The following is a 15,072-nucleotide window of genomic DNA, read 5'->3' as shown; positions in this document are numbered from 1 at the left end:
GAGACAGTGACAGTGCCATTAGGGCCGACAATCGCCAGCACACCCAAGTCCACCCGGGATCGGATGGAGCAGTCCAGCAGTTTCGCGGTGACCGTGACGGATTGGTCTGCGTGGGCCGCACCGGCCCCAATGACGGTTGAACAGGCGAGTGCCAGAGCGATAGCACCTGTTTTGACGAGTCGCACGGATGTCCTCCTTGGAATCGCAGTCGGGTACAGCTTGCGGATCTCTCGTCCGGGTGATCGTGCTGAGTGCGGAAGGCGTCTGTCGTCCCGGGCCGACCTACCGCCGGCTCCCTGTGCAGGCCCCAACGATAAGGGCAGTCACCCAGAGGGGCGTGTCGTCAGCACCGGCGATTCGTCAACATCGTGCCAATGCCCGAACAGAACTGCTACGCGTGCTCGTCGGCAGCGAAATGAAATGTGGGCGGGAGTCTTCAGGTGACACCGCCCCACTCACCAAAGCTCGTGTTCGCCAGCTCCATGTTGACGACAAAGGAACCGGCCGCCGCGAGGGTGATCCGGAAGGGATCATCGTCATCGTCGGGCAGGTTGTTCACGGCCAGCAACGGGAACTCTGCGGAGGCCAGTGCCCACTCGTCGGCGATGAGGACGAGAGTGCTGTCGGGCCATTCCTCGTCATCGCGCCCGATCCGCGCCCGGATCTGATCCGCCGTGAAGCCCGCGTAGGCGCGGTTGTCGATGACGGTGATCGACTCGTAGTGCTCCGAGCCTCCTTCGAGGGCATGGAGCAGGCGTGCCCACTCATCTGGCTGCTCGAAGGACGTCCGCACCAGGAGCGGACCGGCGGCCTCCTCGATCGTGGAGGAGGGCGGCTCGGGCTCGGCCCCCGTACGCTCGCCGGGGATGACCTGGATGAGGAAGCGGGGCTTCTTGCCGTCCGACGACCGGTCACTGGAATGGACGCGGATCAGGTAGGGGCCGACTCCTGCGATGGCGAGATTCTCTTTGCGCAGAGGCTCGTATCCGCTGTCGCACAGGGCGAGGAAGCCGGTCGTGGAGATCACGGTGATCTCTTCGACCTCGTCCCAGCCGTTCTCTGCTCCCGGGTCATCTCCGGCGTAGAGGGTGACGATGGGGTTCTCCAGGGCAAGACCGGCGTCGATGTGCAGCCAGTCTTTCTCGGCCGCAAGGAACCCGCGTCCGCGCGGCCGCTTGCCGGCGTCGGGGTCCATGACGGCCAGGTCGCCCCACTCCTTCATCGCGAGCGGGCGGGTGCGGCCGTCAAGGAGTGGCCAGTTGGAACGCTGCATGGAGAACCCCAGATCTTCGCGCACGGTCGGTAGGGCGTGATTATCCTCCGGGCCCCTCCGCCCGGCGGATCATGCGAGGTCTACGAGGCGGCGCGCACTCGCCCGGTGAGGCCGATCAGGACGTCGACGGCGAGGAAAATGAGCAGGCTCGAGCCGACCAGTGGGGCGAACCAGCCGACCACGAGCGCGGCGGCCAGCAGCGGCACGACCAGCCAGGGTGAGGTCTTGCGCAGCGCGCCTCGCCGCGGCACACGGCCCAGTGCCAACCCACCCTCACCGCGGGTTGGTCGCCGACGCCACCACATGAGGTAGCCGCGGACGATCACGGTGATCAGGCCGAGCATCGCCGCGAGCAGCAACAGCTGGTTGAGCAGCCCGAACATGAGACCCATGTGGAACTGGATGCCCCAGTTGGTGAGCTCGGCCATCAGCGGCCAGTCGGCGTAGGCCAAGCGGTCGGTGACCGCGCCGGTGGCTCCGTCGACGGCGACCGCGTCGACGGTGTAGATGCCGGGTATCCGTCGTTCCTTCACCGCGAACGCCTTGCCCGGCGCGCCCGGGACCGCGATCTCGGCGGCCTGGGTGACCCCGTTGGCGCGGGCGGTCTCATACACCCGATCCAGCTGGCTGATCCGGTCGACCGGGTCGGCGGACGCGGGCGCTCCATGGTCGCCGCCGTGGTGATCGCCACCCGAATCATGGACGGGTGCAGCGGTTCCGGGCAACGCGGTGCTGACCGCGGGCGTGGTCCAATTGAGCTGCTGACGTAGCTCGGTGACGTTCGCGCCCGCGTAGGTCGACCAGGTCAAGCCGGTCGCCGACAGCAGAAGCAGCAGCGGAAGCACCCACATGCCGACCGCGCCGTGCCAGTTCGAGGCATTGATCGCAAGTGGGGAGATCAGCGGGCGCGGCAGCGAGCGGGCTGCGCCCGGTGCGGCTTGGCGCGGGCCGGTCAGCTCGCGTCGACGTCCATCTCGATCAGCGGCTTGCGCAATAGTTTGCCCGTGGCATTGCGGGGTAGCTCGTCGAGGAAGATCACCTCGCGCGGCACTTTGTAGCGCGCCAGATTCGCCTTGACGTAGTCCTTGATCTCCTGCGGATTCCGCGTGGAGTCCGGGCCGGGAACGACGAAGGCGCGCAGCCGCTTTCCGAATTCGCGGTCGTCCACGCCGACCACCGCGGCCTCGAAGATGTCGTCGCGGCCCGCGATGAGGTTCTCCACCTCTAGCGGGAAGACGTTCTCGCCGCCGGAGACGATCATGTCGTCGTCGCGGCCGTCGATGAAGAGCAGGCCGTCGGCGTCGAAATGCCCGACGTCGCCACTGGACATCATGCCGTCCACGATCTCCTTGGTGCGGCCGTCGGTGTAGCCGGTGAACGCGAAGCCGTTGTCCACGAAGACGGTTCCGATGACATTCGGCTCGGTGATCGGCTTTCGGTTCTCGTCCAGCAGCACGATCCGGATGCCGACCGGGGCGCGGCCCGCGGTGGCCGGCGCCTTGCGCAGGTCCTCGGGGGTGGCGACGGTCATGACGGCGCACTCGGTCGAGCCGTACAGGTTGTAGAGGCTGTCGTTGAAGTAGTCCAGTGTGCGGGTCACGACGTCGGGCGCGATGGCCGAGCCTGCCGCGAAGATCACCTTGATGGTGCTCGAGTCGTACTTCGCCAGCACCTCGTCGCCCAAGTCCAGGATGCGCTGCAGCATGGTCGGCACCAAGACCAGCGAGTCCGCGCGGTAGGTGGTGATGTTCGCTAGCGTCTTCTCCGGGTCGAAGCGGCGCTGCTGGAAGACCACCCGGTTGCCGAGCGCGAGACCGAGGGTGAACTGGGATAGGCCGGTGCCGTGGAAGATCGGCGCCGCCATGAGCATGGTGCCGTTGTTGGGCAGCGGCACCCGGTCGAGGAACTGGGCCGAAGCGAACGGGCTCACCCGGTCGCGTGGCGCGCCTTTCGGGGTGCCGGTGGTACCGCTGGTGAGGACGACCACGCCGCCCGGCTTCGCCGGTGCGGGCAGCGGCGCGGTGGAGCGCCGCACAACCAGCGACTCGATGGTCGGAATCGACGGGTCGGCGTTGTCCTTCTCGTCCACCCAGGTGAGCACGCGTGGGATGTCGGCGGGGATCGCGCTCATCAGTTCGAGGAACTCGCTGTCGTGCAGCACGGCCTTCACGTGCTCGCGCTCGGCCACGTCCGCGAACTGCGGCTTGGCGAAGCTGGTGTTCATCAGCACGGTGCGTACGCCGAGTTTGCCGGTCGCCAGCAGGCTCAGCACCATGCCGCGGTGGTCACGCGCCAATACGGCAACCACGTCACCGGGCTGGAGTCCCTGGTCCGCGAGGCCGCGGGCCAAGGCGTTGGACTGCTCGTCGAGCTGGCCGAAGGTCAGTTCCCCGCGTTCGTCGACGATAGCGCCCGCGCTGGGCCCGGTCTGCGCGGCGTGCATGACCACACCGGCGAACGGGCCGAACCTGAGCACGTTGAACGCCGACCGCACGACGTGATCCGGGCGCAGCGGATTGAACAGCCGCCGTCTGACCATCACATTCACGCTGAGGGCGAGATCGCCCACCTTGCGCACGGTGCCGCTGAGCGCGGGGAAGGACAGAGACATCGACGACAACCTTCCGGCGGTCCCACCCGATAAGCCCCAAGTGGTGCGGACCGCAACCTCGAGATCCAGTGCTGCTGCTAACAGTAGCAAGCGACTGTAACCGCGTGTGTCAGGTATCTCGATGAAACCGTACCGGCAGGTAGCCGAACGGGCCGGGCGTGACCCGGCCCGTCCATGTTCAGGCCTGGACCTCGTAATCCACCAGCACGCGGCGCAGCAGCTTGCCGGTCGGGTTGCGGGGGAGGTCGTCGAGGAAGACCACTTCGCGGGGCACCTTGTAGCGGGCCAGGTTGTTCTTGACGTAGGTCTTGATCTCCTCGCCGTCCGGCGTGTGGCCCGGCTCGGGAACGACGAAGGCCCGCAACCGCTTGCCGAACTCCACGTCGTCCACGCCGACCACCGCGACGTCGAAGATGTCGGGGCGCTCCAGCAGCAAGTTCTCCACCTCTTGCGGGAAGACGTTCTCGCCGCCGGAGACGATCATGTCGTCGTCGCGTCCGTCCACCATGAGCAGGCCGTGCTCATCGAAGTGGCCGACATCGCCACTGGACATGTAACCGTCGATGATCTGCTTTTTCCTGCCGTCGGTGTAGCCCTCGAACGGTGCGCCGCTGCGGACGAAGATGCGCGCGGTCGTGTTGATCGCGGTGACATGTTTGTCGTTATCGTCGTAGAGCCGCACCTCGCAGGTGATGGGCGCGCGGCCGACGGTTCCGGGCGCGAGGGCGAGGTCCTCCGGTTTGGCCACGGTCGCGACCGCGCATTCGGTCGAACCATAGAGGTTGTGGAGCACGGGCCCGAACACCTCGGTGGCCTTGATCGTGAGCTCGGGGGACAGCGCCGAACCGGCAAGCACGATCGCCTTCAGCGAGGACGTGTCGTACTTCGCACGGATTGCCGGGTCGAGTTCGACCATCCGGTGCAGCATGGTCGGCACCGCCACCAGCATTTCCGCCTTGTGGTCGGCCACCATCTTCAATGTCGCCTCGGCGTCGAAGCGACGGCGCACCACCACCTTGTTGCCAAGGGCCGCGCCGATCAGCCAGGTGGCCAGGCCGGTGCTGTGGAAGATCGGCGACACGATCACCTGGGTGCCGCCTGGCGGGAACGGGATGCGGTCGACCAGCTGCGCGGTGGACAGCGGCGTGACCTTGCTGCGCGGAGCGCCCTTCGGCAGGCCGGTGGTGCCGCTGGTCAGGATGATGAAGCCGCCGGGCTTGCTCGGCGCTGGCATCGGTTCGGTCGAGTTGGCCGCGACCAGGTCGTCGAGCGTTTGCGCGCCTTCGGGCAGTTGGGCGCCCTCATCGGCCCAGGTGATGTAGCGCGGCAGGTCGGCGGGCAGCGCGTCGAGCAGGCCGAGGAACTCGCTGTCGTGCAGCACCGCCTTCACCTTCTCGCGCTCGCACACCTCGGCGAACTGCGGTTTGGCGAACCCCGTGTTCATCAGGGCCGCCCGCACGCCGAGCTTGCCCGCTGCGGCCATGGACAGGATCAGGCCGCGGTGGTCGCGCGCCAGCACACCGATCACCATGCCCTCGGTGATGCCCGCCGTCTGCATGCCGCGCGCGATCGCGGTCGACTGTTCATCCAGCTCGCGGTAGGTCAGCGTGCCTGCCTCGTCGACGATGCCCGGCGCGTCCGGCTTGATCCGCGCGGAGTGCCGGATCAACGCGGCCTGCGGGCCGAGGGTCCGCGAGTCCTTCATCGTCCGCAGCGTCTCCATCGGCCTGCGGGGATCGCTGATGCCACGGGTGCGCAGCACCCCAAGCGCTTGTAGAACTTCCAGCGCGTGCGCCACCTTCATGTCGAAAAACCTCCACAAAACCCTCGCTTCGGTACTCGACCTAGCGAACCGGCATGGCCTGTCGAGTTGTCACCGTAGCAGTGCGGCGTGGGGCAGGTCACAAATAAACCAGACAATTCAGACGTGATCGGATTCGGCTGAGCGTGGTGACAGCTGCCGCTCCAGCTCGGCAACTCGCTCTTCCGGACTCGACAAGACGAACACGTCGGCCCCGAAGCCGTTGGGGCCGGAGCCGCTGCGCCCGTGCGAACGAGGCGCCTCAGTCCCCGGGAAGTCCCCAGACGAATCCGGCGGCGATCAACAAGCAACTGATAACGGCGACGACGACAATGCTCCACATGGGTGCGAGGCTACGGAGCCCACGTTGCATGGTCCACAGCCGCGGTATCGCCAAAACTGGTGGTGCTCTTCGAATTCGGACTGCAACACAATCCCATCGAGGGCGGCATCAACCACTTCGAGCAAAATCACATCGCGGAAAACCGACAGGACGGATAGATCCGACAACGGCACACCGAGCCGGAACCAGAAAACCGGCGCGAGTCGTGGAGTCGACCCGCACCGGTTTTCCGTTGTCCTGCTTACTATTTCAGCTCGGTACTGGTCTTCCCGAGCACCCGGCGGGCCACGATCAACTGCTGGATCTGCTGGGTACCTTCGAAGATGTCCAGAATCTTCGAGTCTCTGCCCCACTTCTCCAACAGGGTGCGCTGCGAGTAGCCGATGGCGCCGGCCAATTCGACTGCCTTGAGGGTGACATCGGTGCCGGTGCGGCCCGCCTTGGCCTTGGACATGGAGGCCTCGAGCGAGTTGGGCTTCTTGTTGTCGGCCATCCACGCCGCGCGCAGGGCGAGCAGGTAGGCGGCCTCGTAATCGGCTTCCATCCGCAGGAATTCGGCGGCGGCCGCGTGCTGATTGTTGGCCGGGATGTCGTAGGAGATCTCGACACCCGCGTCGGTCAGGATGATACGCAACTCCTCGAGTGCGGCGCGGGCGACACCGACCGCCATCGCGGCGACAAGGGGGCGGGTGTTGTCGAAGGTCTGCATGACCCCGGCAAAACCCTTCTCCACGTTGACTTCCGGGCTGCCGAGGATATTGTCCTTCGGAATCCGGCAGTCTTGCAGCAGTAGCACCGCCGTGTCGGATGCTTTGATGCCGAGCTTGTGCTCGAGCCGCGCCACCGACAGGCCCGGAGCGTCCCGCGGCACGACGAACGACTTGATCGCCGCGCGGCCGAGGCTCTTGTCGACTGTCGCCCACACCACGATGTGGGTGGAGCGCTGGCCCGCGGTGACAAAGATCTTCTCGCCGTTGAGCACCCATTCGTCGCCGTCGAGCACGGCGGTGGTGGACACGGCCGCGGAGTCGGAGCCGAAGGACGGCTCCGTGATGGCCATCGAGGCCCACACCTTGCCGAAGCGTTTCAGTTGCTCGTCGGTGGCGACGGCGGCGATCGCCGCGTTGCCCAGACCCTGGTAGGGGATCGACAGCATCAGGCCGACGTCGCCCCACGAGGTCTCCAGCGCGTTCAGCAGCGCGGACATATTGCCGCCGTTGCTGTTTCCGAGCAGCTCGGTGGCGTGACTGTTCGTCTCGCTGTCATCCGCACGGCCACCGGCGGCGCCGCCGATCTTCTGGGTGCCGGAGTCGGCGAGGCCTTCCACCATGGCGGCCATGGTGTCCAGCTCGACCGGGTAGTCGTGCTCGGCGAGGTCGTACTTGCGTGAGATCGGGCGGAAGATCTCCTGCGCGACCTGGTGGGCCTGGTTGGCACTGGCCCGCAGCTTCTTGGGGAGTTCGAGGTTGATCATGGTGAAGTCTCCTGGAATAACGAACAGGCCGATCAGATGAGCACGATGCCTTCGGCGACGCCGATGGCCCGCAGGTCGCGGTACCAGCGTTCGACCGGGTGTTCCTTGGTGAAGCCGTGACCACCGAGCAGCTGAACGCCGTCGAGGCCGATTCGCATGCCTTTGTCGGTGGCCAGCTTCCTGGCAAGCGCTGCTTCCCGGGCGAAGGACAGGCCCTGCTCCGCGCGAGAGGCGCCGCGCAGGGTCACCAGGCGCAGGCCGTCGAGCTCGATCGCGATATCGGCGACCATAAAGGCGACCGCCTGCCGGTGCGAGATCGGCTCGCCGAACGCCTCCCGCTCGTTCACATACGGAATCACGTAGTCAAGCACCGCCTGGCCGGTGCCTGCGGCGAGCGAGGCCCAGCCGAGACGCGCCAAGCGCACGGCGTCGGCGTAGTCCTCGGCGCGGGTCTTGGCGTCGCCGTCGCCCAGGATCGCGTCGATGCCGACGGCGACGTTGTCCAGGATCAGGCGGCCGAGGCCTGCGGCACGCAGACCCATGCTCGGATCGGCCTCCACGACCAGGCCGGGGGTGTCCGACTCGATGATGAACAGGGCGGGACGGCCGTCGAGCTCGGCGGCGACGAGGAACAGCTCCGCGTCGGCAGCGGCAGGTACCAGGCTCTTGACGCCCGAGATGCGGTAGCCGCTCGGCGAGCGCACCGCCTTGGTCCGCAGCGTGAACGGGTCGAACAGGGCGCGCGGCTCGCTGATCACGACCGAGGCCTGCGGCACGTTCTTGCCGGTGAAGGACGGCAGATAGGTCTTCTGCTGCGCGTCGGTGCCCCACTGCGACAGTGCGACCGCGACGCCGCTCGGCGCCAGGATGGGCAGGGCCAGCCCCATGTCTCCGTGCGCCAGCGCCTCGGCGACCAGCGAATTCGTGACCGCGCCGCGCTCCGAGGCGACGCCGTCGAGTTCCTCGGGAACGTTGATCACGGTGATACCGAGTTCGGCGGCCCGCTCGAGCAGGTCGCGCGGCGCCTTGGCGGCGTGGTCGGCGTCGAAGGCCGCCGGGCGCAGGATCTCGGCGGCGAACTCGCGGACCGTCGCCACGATCATCTGCTGGTCGTCGCTCGGTGTCAGGTCGAAGAAGCCCTTGCTTCTCGACTCGTTGTCCGCGAGGCGCTTGGGCGTGCCATTGCCCGCGACCTTGGCGAACGCGCGGGTGGCGGCACCGAGGGTGCGGAAGCCGGTCTTGGTGCCCTCGTAGGTGACTCGCTCGATCGGCTTACGCAGGTTGTACTTGTGGGCGAGTTCCGACCCGGTCAGTGTCGTCATGACCCGCATCGCCGCGCCCATCCAATCCCGCTTGGGTTGGTTCAAGCCGACCGCGGAGGTGTCCGGACGCCGCGTCGTTGCGCTGTCTCGAGTACTCATCATCACCATGTTTTCTCGGATGGGCGGGGTGAGGTCTGTCCCAGCTATCTTACTCCTGAGTAAGTCCACCTTACTTCAGAGTAAGAATGGCGTCGAGGTGCAGTCGACGCCGACTCCGCTGCTGACCACGGTGATGTATGCGGGGCTGAACGCCGTCGCGAGGGCGAACCGGGCGAAGGTGTGGGTGTCGCCACGCTCGAGGAGACCCTGCCAGGTCTGCGTGCGGCACCATAGTGCGGCCGACGAAATATCCGGCCGGGGTGCTTACTCGCGGACGTAATACCGCAGTGTCGCGTATGCCGTGAGGGCGGCGAACACCACGCCGACGGGCGCGATGACCAGCGCGGTCATCGCGATGTCGTCGCCGGTGATGCGCGGGAACACCTTGCTGGAAAACAGGTCGCCCAGGGCGCGGTCCATCACCAGCGGCCGCGCGGTGAGCAGGCCGAGCATCGCGAGCAGCGATCCGGCCAGCGCGGCGACCACCGCCTCCAGCAGGAACGGCAGCTGGGTGTACCACCGCGTCGCGCCCACCAACCGCATGATGCCCACTTCGGTGCGCCTGGTGAACGCGGCGATCTGTACCATGTTCGCGATCAGCAGCAGCGCTGCCAGCGCCTGCAGCACAGCCATACCGAACGCCGCGTTGCGCAACCCGTCGAACAGGCTGACCAGCCGGTCCACGATGTCCTTGTCATTGCGCACCATCCCGACGCCCGGCCGGTCGTAGAAGTTCTCGTAGATCGTCGGATACAGCTCCGCATTCTCCATCTTCACGCGCAGCGACGCGGGCAGCGGCGTCTCGCTGACGTACTTGGCCAGCTCGGGCTGGTCCTTGAACGTCTTCTCCTTGGCCTCGCGCACCGCGTCGTCGCGGTTGAGGAACTGAACCGACTGCACGCCGCTGGTTGCCTTCAGATCGGCCATGAGCGATCGGCACGGGTCCTGCGAACAGTCCGGGTCGTTGGCCGAGACGTCCTCGGTGAGATACAGCCGCACCTCGAGCCGGTCGAGGAAGTACTGCTCGGTCTTGTCCGCGATGCGCACCGCGAGCAGACCGCCACCGAGCATGGTGAGCGAGACCGCGGTGGTCAGGATCATCGCGATGGTCATCGTGACGTTGCGGCGCAGGCCCGCGAAGACCTCGCTGAACAGGAAGCTCGCGCGCATTATCGGCCCACCCCGTAGACGCCGGTCGCGTCGTCGCGCACCAGACGCCCGTTGTCGAGTTCGACCACCCGCCTGCGCATCGCGTCGACGATGTGGTTGTCGTGCGTCGCCATCAGCACCGTGGTGCCGATGCGGTTGATCCGTTCCAGCAACATCATGATGTCGCCACTGGTGTCGGGGTCGAGGTTGCCGGTCGGTTCGTCGGCCAGCAACACCAGCGGCCGGTTCACGAAGGCTCGTGCGATGGCCACGCGCTGCTGTTCGCCACCGGATAGCTCCGTTGGCAGTCGATCGGCCTTGCCGCCGAGTCCCACCATGTCCAGCACCTCTGGGACGGTGCGGTCGATGAACTGGCGCCGTTTGCCGATCACCTCCAGCGCGAACGCGACGTTTTGGTACACCGTCTTCTGCTGCAACAGCCGGAAGTCCTGGAACACGCACCCCATCCGCTGGCGCAACTTCGGCACCCTGCGGTTGGGCAGCCGGTCGACCCGGAAGTCGGCAACCTGGATCTCGCCCGCTGTGGGGGATTCCTCTTTGAGCAGCAGCCGCATGAAGGTCGACTTGCCCGAGCCGGACGGTCCGATGATGAAGACGAACTCGCCCTTGCCCACATCGACGGTGATGTTGTCCAGCGCGGGCCGCGTCGAGGTCTTGTACGACTTGGTGACGTTCCGCATGGTGATCACGGGGAGCCAGTGTAGCCAGCAGCCGCGCGTACCTTGCGTCGTCAACCACGGGTGACGGGCTGGTGGCGGCGCATCCCGCGCCGCTCAGCGGATCGGCGGCTCCGTAATCACCGCTGCGGGAATGGTGTTCACCGGGGTCGGCGCGGAGGTGGTCTCATCCGGTCTGATTATGACGTACAGCACAAAGGTGGCGACCCAGGTTGCCATCAGGATCGCCGTGGATCTACGTGGTCTCACTGATTCCCTCCCGGCGCAATGCCGCGGCTACCCGCACCCGCAGTTCGCGTCCGACTTCGAATTGTTTGCCTGGCAACGTGCGGGCAACCATTCGGATGTTCATCTGGTCGACGGTCAGGTCTTCCACACCCATGACGGTGGGCTCGTCGAGCAGCAATGGCTTGAGGCGAGCGTCTTCGTACGCCTTTGTACCGACCTCGTGCAGGATCTCGTTGACCCTGGTGATGTCGGCGCTCGCGGCCACCGGCACGTCGATCGCGGCCCGCGCCCAATCCTTCGACAGATTCGTGACTTTCACAATCTGGCCATTGGGCACGGTGATCACCTCACCGTCCGCGTTGCGCAAGGTGGTGATCCGCAACGTGACGTCCTCGACCGTACCTTCGGCATGCTCCGCGGATCCAGTAACCGCGATGCGGACCACATCGCCGAATCCGTACTGCCGCTCGGCGATCAGGAAGAACCCGGCGAGAATGTCCTGCACGATGCGCTGCGCGCCGAAACCGAGCGCGGCGCCGAGCACGGCGGCGGGCGCGACCAATCCGGTCACGGCGAAACCGAGCCGCCGCAGCACCTCCATGGTGATCAGCACATAGACGATGGTCAGCACGACCCATGTGAGCACCTGGGCCAGCGCATGCCGGTGCTTGGCCGCCTCGGTCCGAACCAGCGCGTCGCTGCTGCGGAATCCGGCGTCGATCTTGCGAGTGACCCGGTCTCGGGCGAACGTGGCGAACCGGCTGAACAGCACCGCTCCGAGAATGAGCAGCACGATCTCGAGCCCCGCACCGCGCAGCCAGGTGGTGAAACCGGTGGAGGCGACCGCCTGGATTCCCGCGATATTCATCTAGCTCGCCTGCTCTCGCATCCGCCAGCGGATACCGGACTCGATGAACCCGTCGATGTCACCGTCGAGTACCGACGACGGGTTGTTGACCTCGAAATTCGTCCGTAGGTCCTTGACCATCTGATACGGGTGCAGCACGTAGGAGCGCATCTGGTTGCCCCAGGACGCGCCCTCGTTGGTCTTCAGCGCGTCCATTTCGGCGCGCTCCTCCTGTCGCTTGCGCTCCAGCAGTTTGGCCTGCAGCACCCGCATGGCAGAGATCTTGTTCTGTAGCTGAGATTTCTCGTTTTGGCAGGTCACCACGATGCCGGTGGGTAGATGGGTGATGCGGACCGCGGAGTCGGTGGTGTTGACGCTCTGGCCGCCGGGGCCCGACGAGCGGTACACGTCAACGCGGATCTCCGTCTCGGGAATCTCGATGTGGTCGGTGGTCTCGACTACGGGCAGCACCTCTACCTCGGCAAAAGAGGTCTGGCGGCGGCCCTGGTTGTCGAACGGGCTGATCCGCACCAGTCGGTGCGTGCCCATCTCGACCGACAGGGTGCCGTAGGCGTACGGGGTCTTCACCGCGAAGGTGGCGCTCTTGATACCCGCTTCTTCGGCGTAGGAGGTGTCGTACACCTCGACTGCGTACTTGTGGCGGTCGGCCCACCGGATGTACATGCGCATCAGCATCTCGGCCCAGTCGGCGGCATCCACGCCACCGGCGCCGGAACGGATGTTGACCAGCGCGTCACGCTTGTCGTATTCACCCGACAGCAGGGTGCGGACCTCCATCGCCTCCACGTCACCGTGCAGCGCGGCCCGCTCGGCGTCGGCCTCCGCCAGCGCGGTGACCTTGCCCTCGCCGTCTTCCTCCTCGGCGAGCTCGTAGAGGACGGGCAGGTCTTCGAGTCGCTGGCGCAGTTCCTCGACCCGGCGCAGCTCGCCCTGCGCGTGCGAGAGTTCGCTGGTCACCTGCTGGGCGTGGTCCTGGTCGTTCCACAGATCGGGATCCGCCGCCTGGTGCTCGAGCTCGTCGATTCGCCGGCGCAGCTCCTCGATGTCGAGGACCGATTCGACTGTCTTGAGAGTGGCGTCGAGTTCGGCGAGATCAGCGGAAACGTCAGGATGCACGATCGTCAAGCCTAGCTGCCTCTCGGAGGCCGCAGCACACTAGTGCGCGCGGCGGGGTTCGGCACGGCGTCGGTCCGTGTGCGCAGCGCGGCGGAGGGCTGAGACGGGCGGGCTGCGTCGGCGGTCCGCGCTCGGTGACCGCCCGATTCCGGGAGGGTGCGGTGCGGTGGACGCCTCATGTTTCTACCCTAAGCGGCCACCGTCGTTGGCGCAGTTGATGTTTTGTCAGTCGCCGGGGTTGCGCGGCGTGACCCGTGCAGGAACGTGGCAGATATCGCCGGTGGAATGAGAGCGGCCCAGGGCCGGTGGATCGCCTGAATGGGCGTTTCGTGAAGGCGAGCCGAGTGTGTTGGGATCGAGGGCATCGGGCCTGCGATTGTCGAGGGATCAGGCGCGGTCAGCCGGAGACCGCGTGCAACGCGCCGGGGCGGCGGCCGGTGAGTCTGTCGAGGGCGGCGGCGGTCGCTTCATCGGCCGGGAGGTGGACGATCAGGTGCTGATCGTCGTCGGCGGAGAGGTCGAGGATCTCGTAGGCGAGGCGGAGGGGACCGGCCTCGGGGTGGGCGAACCGGGTGATGCCCGTGGCGGCGGCCAGGCTGGGGACGGTGTCTACGCGGTCGGCGAACGCGGGGCCAACGGTGACGGTGAGCTCGTCGGCGAGGGCGGCGATGTGCGGGTCCGCGCGGAACGGGCCTTGCTTCAGCCTGGCGACCATCTCGTCGGCGGCGTGCTCCCAGTCCGGGTAGAGGGCGCGGGCGCCGGGACTGGTGAAAACGAAACGGGACAGGTTCGCCGGGGTGGCGGGGCCGGTGAACAGGCCGGTCGGCGCCATCAGCCGGTGGTAGCCGTCGGTGTAGGCGAGAACCTCGGTCAGGCTGTTCACCACCACGGCGGGCGCGGGTTCGAGACGGTCCAGGATCGCCCGGATGGTGGAGCGAATGCCGCGCTGCGGCTGCGCGCCGCCCATGCAGCTGAACCCGGTGTCCGCGGCCTTGCTCAGGCGGTGCAGGTGGATGCGCTCGGACGGACTCAGGCGCAGCGCGTCGGCCAGTGCGGACAGCACCTGCGGCGAGGGGTGGCGGTCGCGGCCCTGCTCGAGGCGGGTCACGTACTCGACGCTCACTCCGGCCAGCGTCGCCAGTTCCGCGCGGCGCAGCCCGGGGGTGCGGCGACGGGGCCCGGTGGGCAGGCCGACCTGGGCGGGCGTCACCGCTTCGCGGCGAGTGCGCAGGAACAGACCTAGCTCGTTGTCGCTCACCCCTCGAACGGTAACAAGGAGAAACCGTCGGAGCGTGTCCCTGTCACTACCACTCTTGTGGCGGTCTTCCTCGCCTTCCTGCCGGGCAGCAGATTGGGACCTGCGGCCCGACCAGGCCGTTCTGTGATCCGAGGAGGAACAGCATGTCCAACGCCCCACTGAAGCTCGCGGTGATCATCGGCAGCGTCCGGGATGGCCGCTTCGGACCCGTCGTGGCCTCGTGGTTCACCGAGCAGGCACGGCGGCACGATGCGTTCGACGTGGACGTCATCGATCTGGCCGAGGCGCACCTGCCGCTCGAACTACCCGCCGTTTCCCCGGCGCTGGAGCCGAACCCCCAGCGACCAGAGGGCATGATCGAGCTCACCCGTCGGCTCACGGCGGCTGACGCGTTCGTCATCGTCACGCCCGACTACAACCGCAGCATCCCGGCCGCGCTGAAGGCCGCCATCGACTGGCACTACACCCAGTGGGACGCCAAGGCGATCGGGTTTGTCGGCTACAGCGGCGCCAGTGGCGGCCTGCTCGCCATCGAGCACCTGCGCCAGATCTTCAACGAACTGAACGCGCACACCGTCCGCGATTACGTTTCGTTCCCGCGCTACTACCTGCTCTTCGACGCCGAGGGCCGGCTGCTGGAACCCGATGAGCCCGCCGCGGCCGCAGCGGCGATGCTGGACCAATTGTTGTGGTGGGCGGGCGCACTGAACACCGCTCGCGCAGTTCAGGCGGCGGCGTGAGTGCCGGGGCGGGTGGGTAGTTGTCTCCACGTGGCGCCGCAGCTTCGCGGAACTGCGTCGAAGGGCCCGGCACAGCGGGCCCCTCGATAAAG

General features: G+C 66.8%; 13 protein-coding genes. 1 reads left to right on the top strand and 12 read right to left on the bottom strand.

Features of this window, described 5'->3' with window-relative positions:
- Window positions 1–436: 436 nt before the first annotated feature.
- From OHB12_RS17600 to OHB12_RS17545, 12 genes are all read right to left on the bottom strand, one after another.
- The gene (locus OHB12_RS17600; RefSeq protein WP_327109704.1) at window positions 437–1,273 is read right to left on the bottom strand and encodes a DUF6924 domain-containing protein; all 837 of its coding nucleotides are present in this window, start codon (window positions 1,271–1,273) and stop codon (window positions 437–439) included.
- A gap of 80 nt (window positions 1,274–1,353) precedes the next feature.
- Window positions 1,354–2,172, bottom strand: a complete 819-nt coding sequence (locus OHB12_RS17595) for a PepSY domain-containing protein (RefSeq protein ID WP_327121189.1) — start codon at window positions 2,170–2,172, stop codon at window positions 1,354–1,356.
- Between the two features lie 53 nt (window positions 2,173–2,225).
- Window positions 2,226–3,884, bottom strand: a complete 1,659-nt coding sequence (locus tag OHB12_RS17590; RefSeq protein WP_327109703.1) for an acyl-CoA synthetase — start codon at window positions 3,882–3,884, stop codon at window positions 2,226–2,228.
- Between the two features lie 178 nt (window positions 3,885–4,062).
- Entirely contained in the window at window positions 4,063–5,688 is a 1,626-nt protein-coding gene (locus OHB12_RS17585; RefSeq protein ID WP_327109702.1) for an acyl-CoA synthetase, read from the bottom strand.
- Window positions 5,689–6,272: 584 nt separating this feature from the next.
- The gene (locus OHB12_RS17580; RefSeq protein WP_327109701.1) at window positions 6,273–7,502 is read right to left on the bottom strand and encodes an acyl-CoA dehydrogenase family protein; all 1,230 of its coding nucleotides are present in this window, start codon (window positions 7,500–7,502) and stop codon (window positions 6,273–6,275) included.
- A 32-nt stretch (window positions 7,503–7,534) separates the two neighbouring features.
- On the bottom strand, window positions 7,535–8,929 hold the full coding sequence (locus tag OHB12_RS17575; protein WP_442800107.1) for an acyl-CoA dehydrogenase family protein: 1,395 nt from the start codon (window positions 8,927–8,929) through the stop codon (window positions 7,535–7,537).
- 258 nt (window positions 8,930–9,187) lie between these two features.
- Window positions 9,188–10,093: a permease-like cell division protein FtsX gene (ftsX, locus tag OHB12_RS17570; protein ID WP_327109699.1), complete on the bottom strand. Its 906-nt coding sequence runs from the start codon at window positions 10,091–10,093 to the stop codon at window positions 9,188–9,190.
- The gene (gene ftsE, locus OHB12_RS17565) at window positions 10,093–10,782 is read right to left on the bottom strand and encodes a cell division ATP-binding protein FtsE (protein ID WP_327109698.1); all 690 of its coding nucleotides are present in this window, start codon (window positions 10,780–10,782) and stop codon (window positions 10,093–10,095) included. The genes ftsX and ftsE overlap by 1 nt, the downstream gene beginning before the upstream one ends.
- Before the next feature lie 84 nt (window positions 10,783–10,866).
- The gene (locus tag OHB12_RS17560) at window positions 10,867–10,989 is read right to left on the bottom strand and encodes a hypothetical protein (RefSeq protein ID WP_327109697.1); all 123 of its coding nucleotides are present in this window, start codon (window positions 10,987–10,989) and stop codon (window positions 10,867–10,869) included.
- A gap of 16 nt (window positions 10,990–11,005) precedes the next feature.
- Window positions 11,006–11,866 (bottom strand): mechanosensitive ion channel family protein, encoded by an 861-nt coding sequence (locus tag OHB12_RS17555; protein WP_327109696.1) that lies wholly within the window; start codon window positions 11,864–11,866, stop codon window positions 11,006–11,008.
- The gene (gene prfB, locus OHB12_RS17550; RefSeq protein ID WP_327109695.1) at window positions 11,867–12,982 is read right to left on the bottom strand and encodes a peptide chain release factor 2; all 1,116 of its coding nucleotides are present in this window, start codon (window positions 12,980–12,982) and stop codon (window positions 11,867–11,869) included. It abuts the gene before it with no gap.
- A gap of 397 nt (window positions 12,983–13,379) precedes the next feature.
- Window positions 13,380–14,240 (bottom strand): helix-turn-helix transcriptional regulator, encoded by an 861-nt coding sequence (locus OHB12_RS17545; protein ID WP_327109694.1) that lies wholly within the window; start codon window positions 14,238–14,240, stop codon window positions 13,380–13,382.
- 143 nt (window positions 14,241–14,383) lie between these two features.
- Here OHB12_RS17545 and OHB12_RS17540 point away from each other — a divergent pair, with 143 nt between their 5' ends.
- A complete protein-coding gene (locus OHB12_RS17540; protein ID WP_327109693.1) occupies window positions 14,384–14,980 on the top strand; it encodes an NADPH-dependent FMN reductase in 597 nt (198 codons plus the stop codon).
- The last annotated feature ends 92 nt before the right edge of the window (window positions 14,981–15,072 follow it).

This window comes from Nocardia sp. NBC_01730 (genome assembly GCF_035920445.1).
Taxonomy (GTDB): domain Bacteria; phylum Actinomycetota; class Actinomycetes; order Mycobacteriales; family Mycobacteriaceae; genus Nocardia.
This window is presented reverse-complemented; position numbering and strand designations above follow the sequence as displayed.

What these genes read in the sequence shown, in the direction of transcription:
- OHB12_RS17600 (WP_327109704.1), bottom strand. Translation starts at nt 1,273, where the DNA reads ATGCAGCGTTCCAACTGGCCACTCCTTGACGGCCGCACCCGCCCGCTC.
- OHB12_RS17590 (WP_327109703.1), bottom strand. Translation starts at nt 3,884, where the DNA reads ATGTCTCTGTCCTTCCCCGCGCTCAGCGGCACCGTGCGCAAGGTGGGC.
- OHB12_RS17585 (WP_327109702.1), bottom strand. Translation starts at nt 5,688, where the DNA reads ATGAAGGTGGCGCACGCGCTGGAAGTTCTACAAGCGCTTGGGGTGCTG.
- OHB12_RS17580 (WP_327109701.1), bottom strand. Translation starts at nt 7,502, where the DNA reads ATGATCAACCTCGAACTCCCCAAGAAGCTGCGGGCCAGTGCCAACCAG.
- ftsX (WP_327109699.1), bottom strand. Translation starts at nt 10,093, where the DNA reads ATGCGCGCGAGCTTCCTGTTCAGCGAGGTCTTCGCGGGCCTGCGCCGC.
- OHB12_RS17560 (WP_327109697.1), bottom strand. Translation starts at nt 10,989, where the DNA reads ATGGCAACCTGGGTCGCCACCTTTGTGCTGTACGTCATAATCAGACCG.
- OHB12_RS17555 (WP_327109696.1), bottom strand. Translation starts at nt 11,866, where the DNA reads ATGAATATCGCGGGAATCCAGGCGGTCGCCTCCACCGGTTTCACCACC.
- OHB12_RS17540 (WP_327109693.1), top strand. Translation starts at nt 14,384, where the DNA reads ATGTCCAACGCCCCACTGAAGCTCGCGGTGATCATCGGCAGCGTCCGG.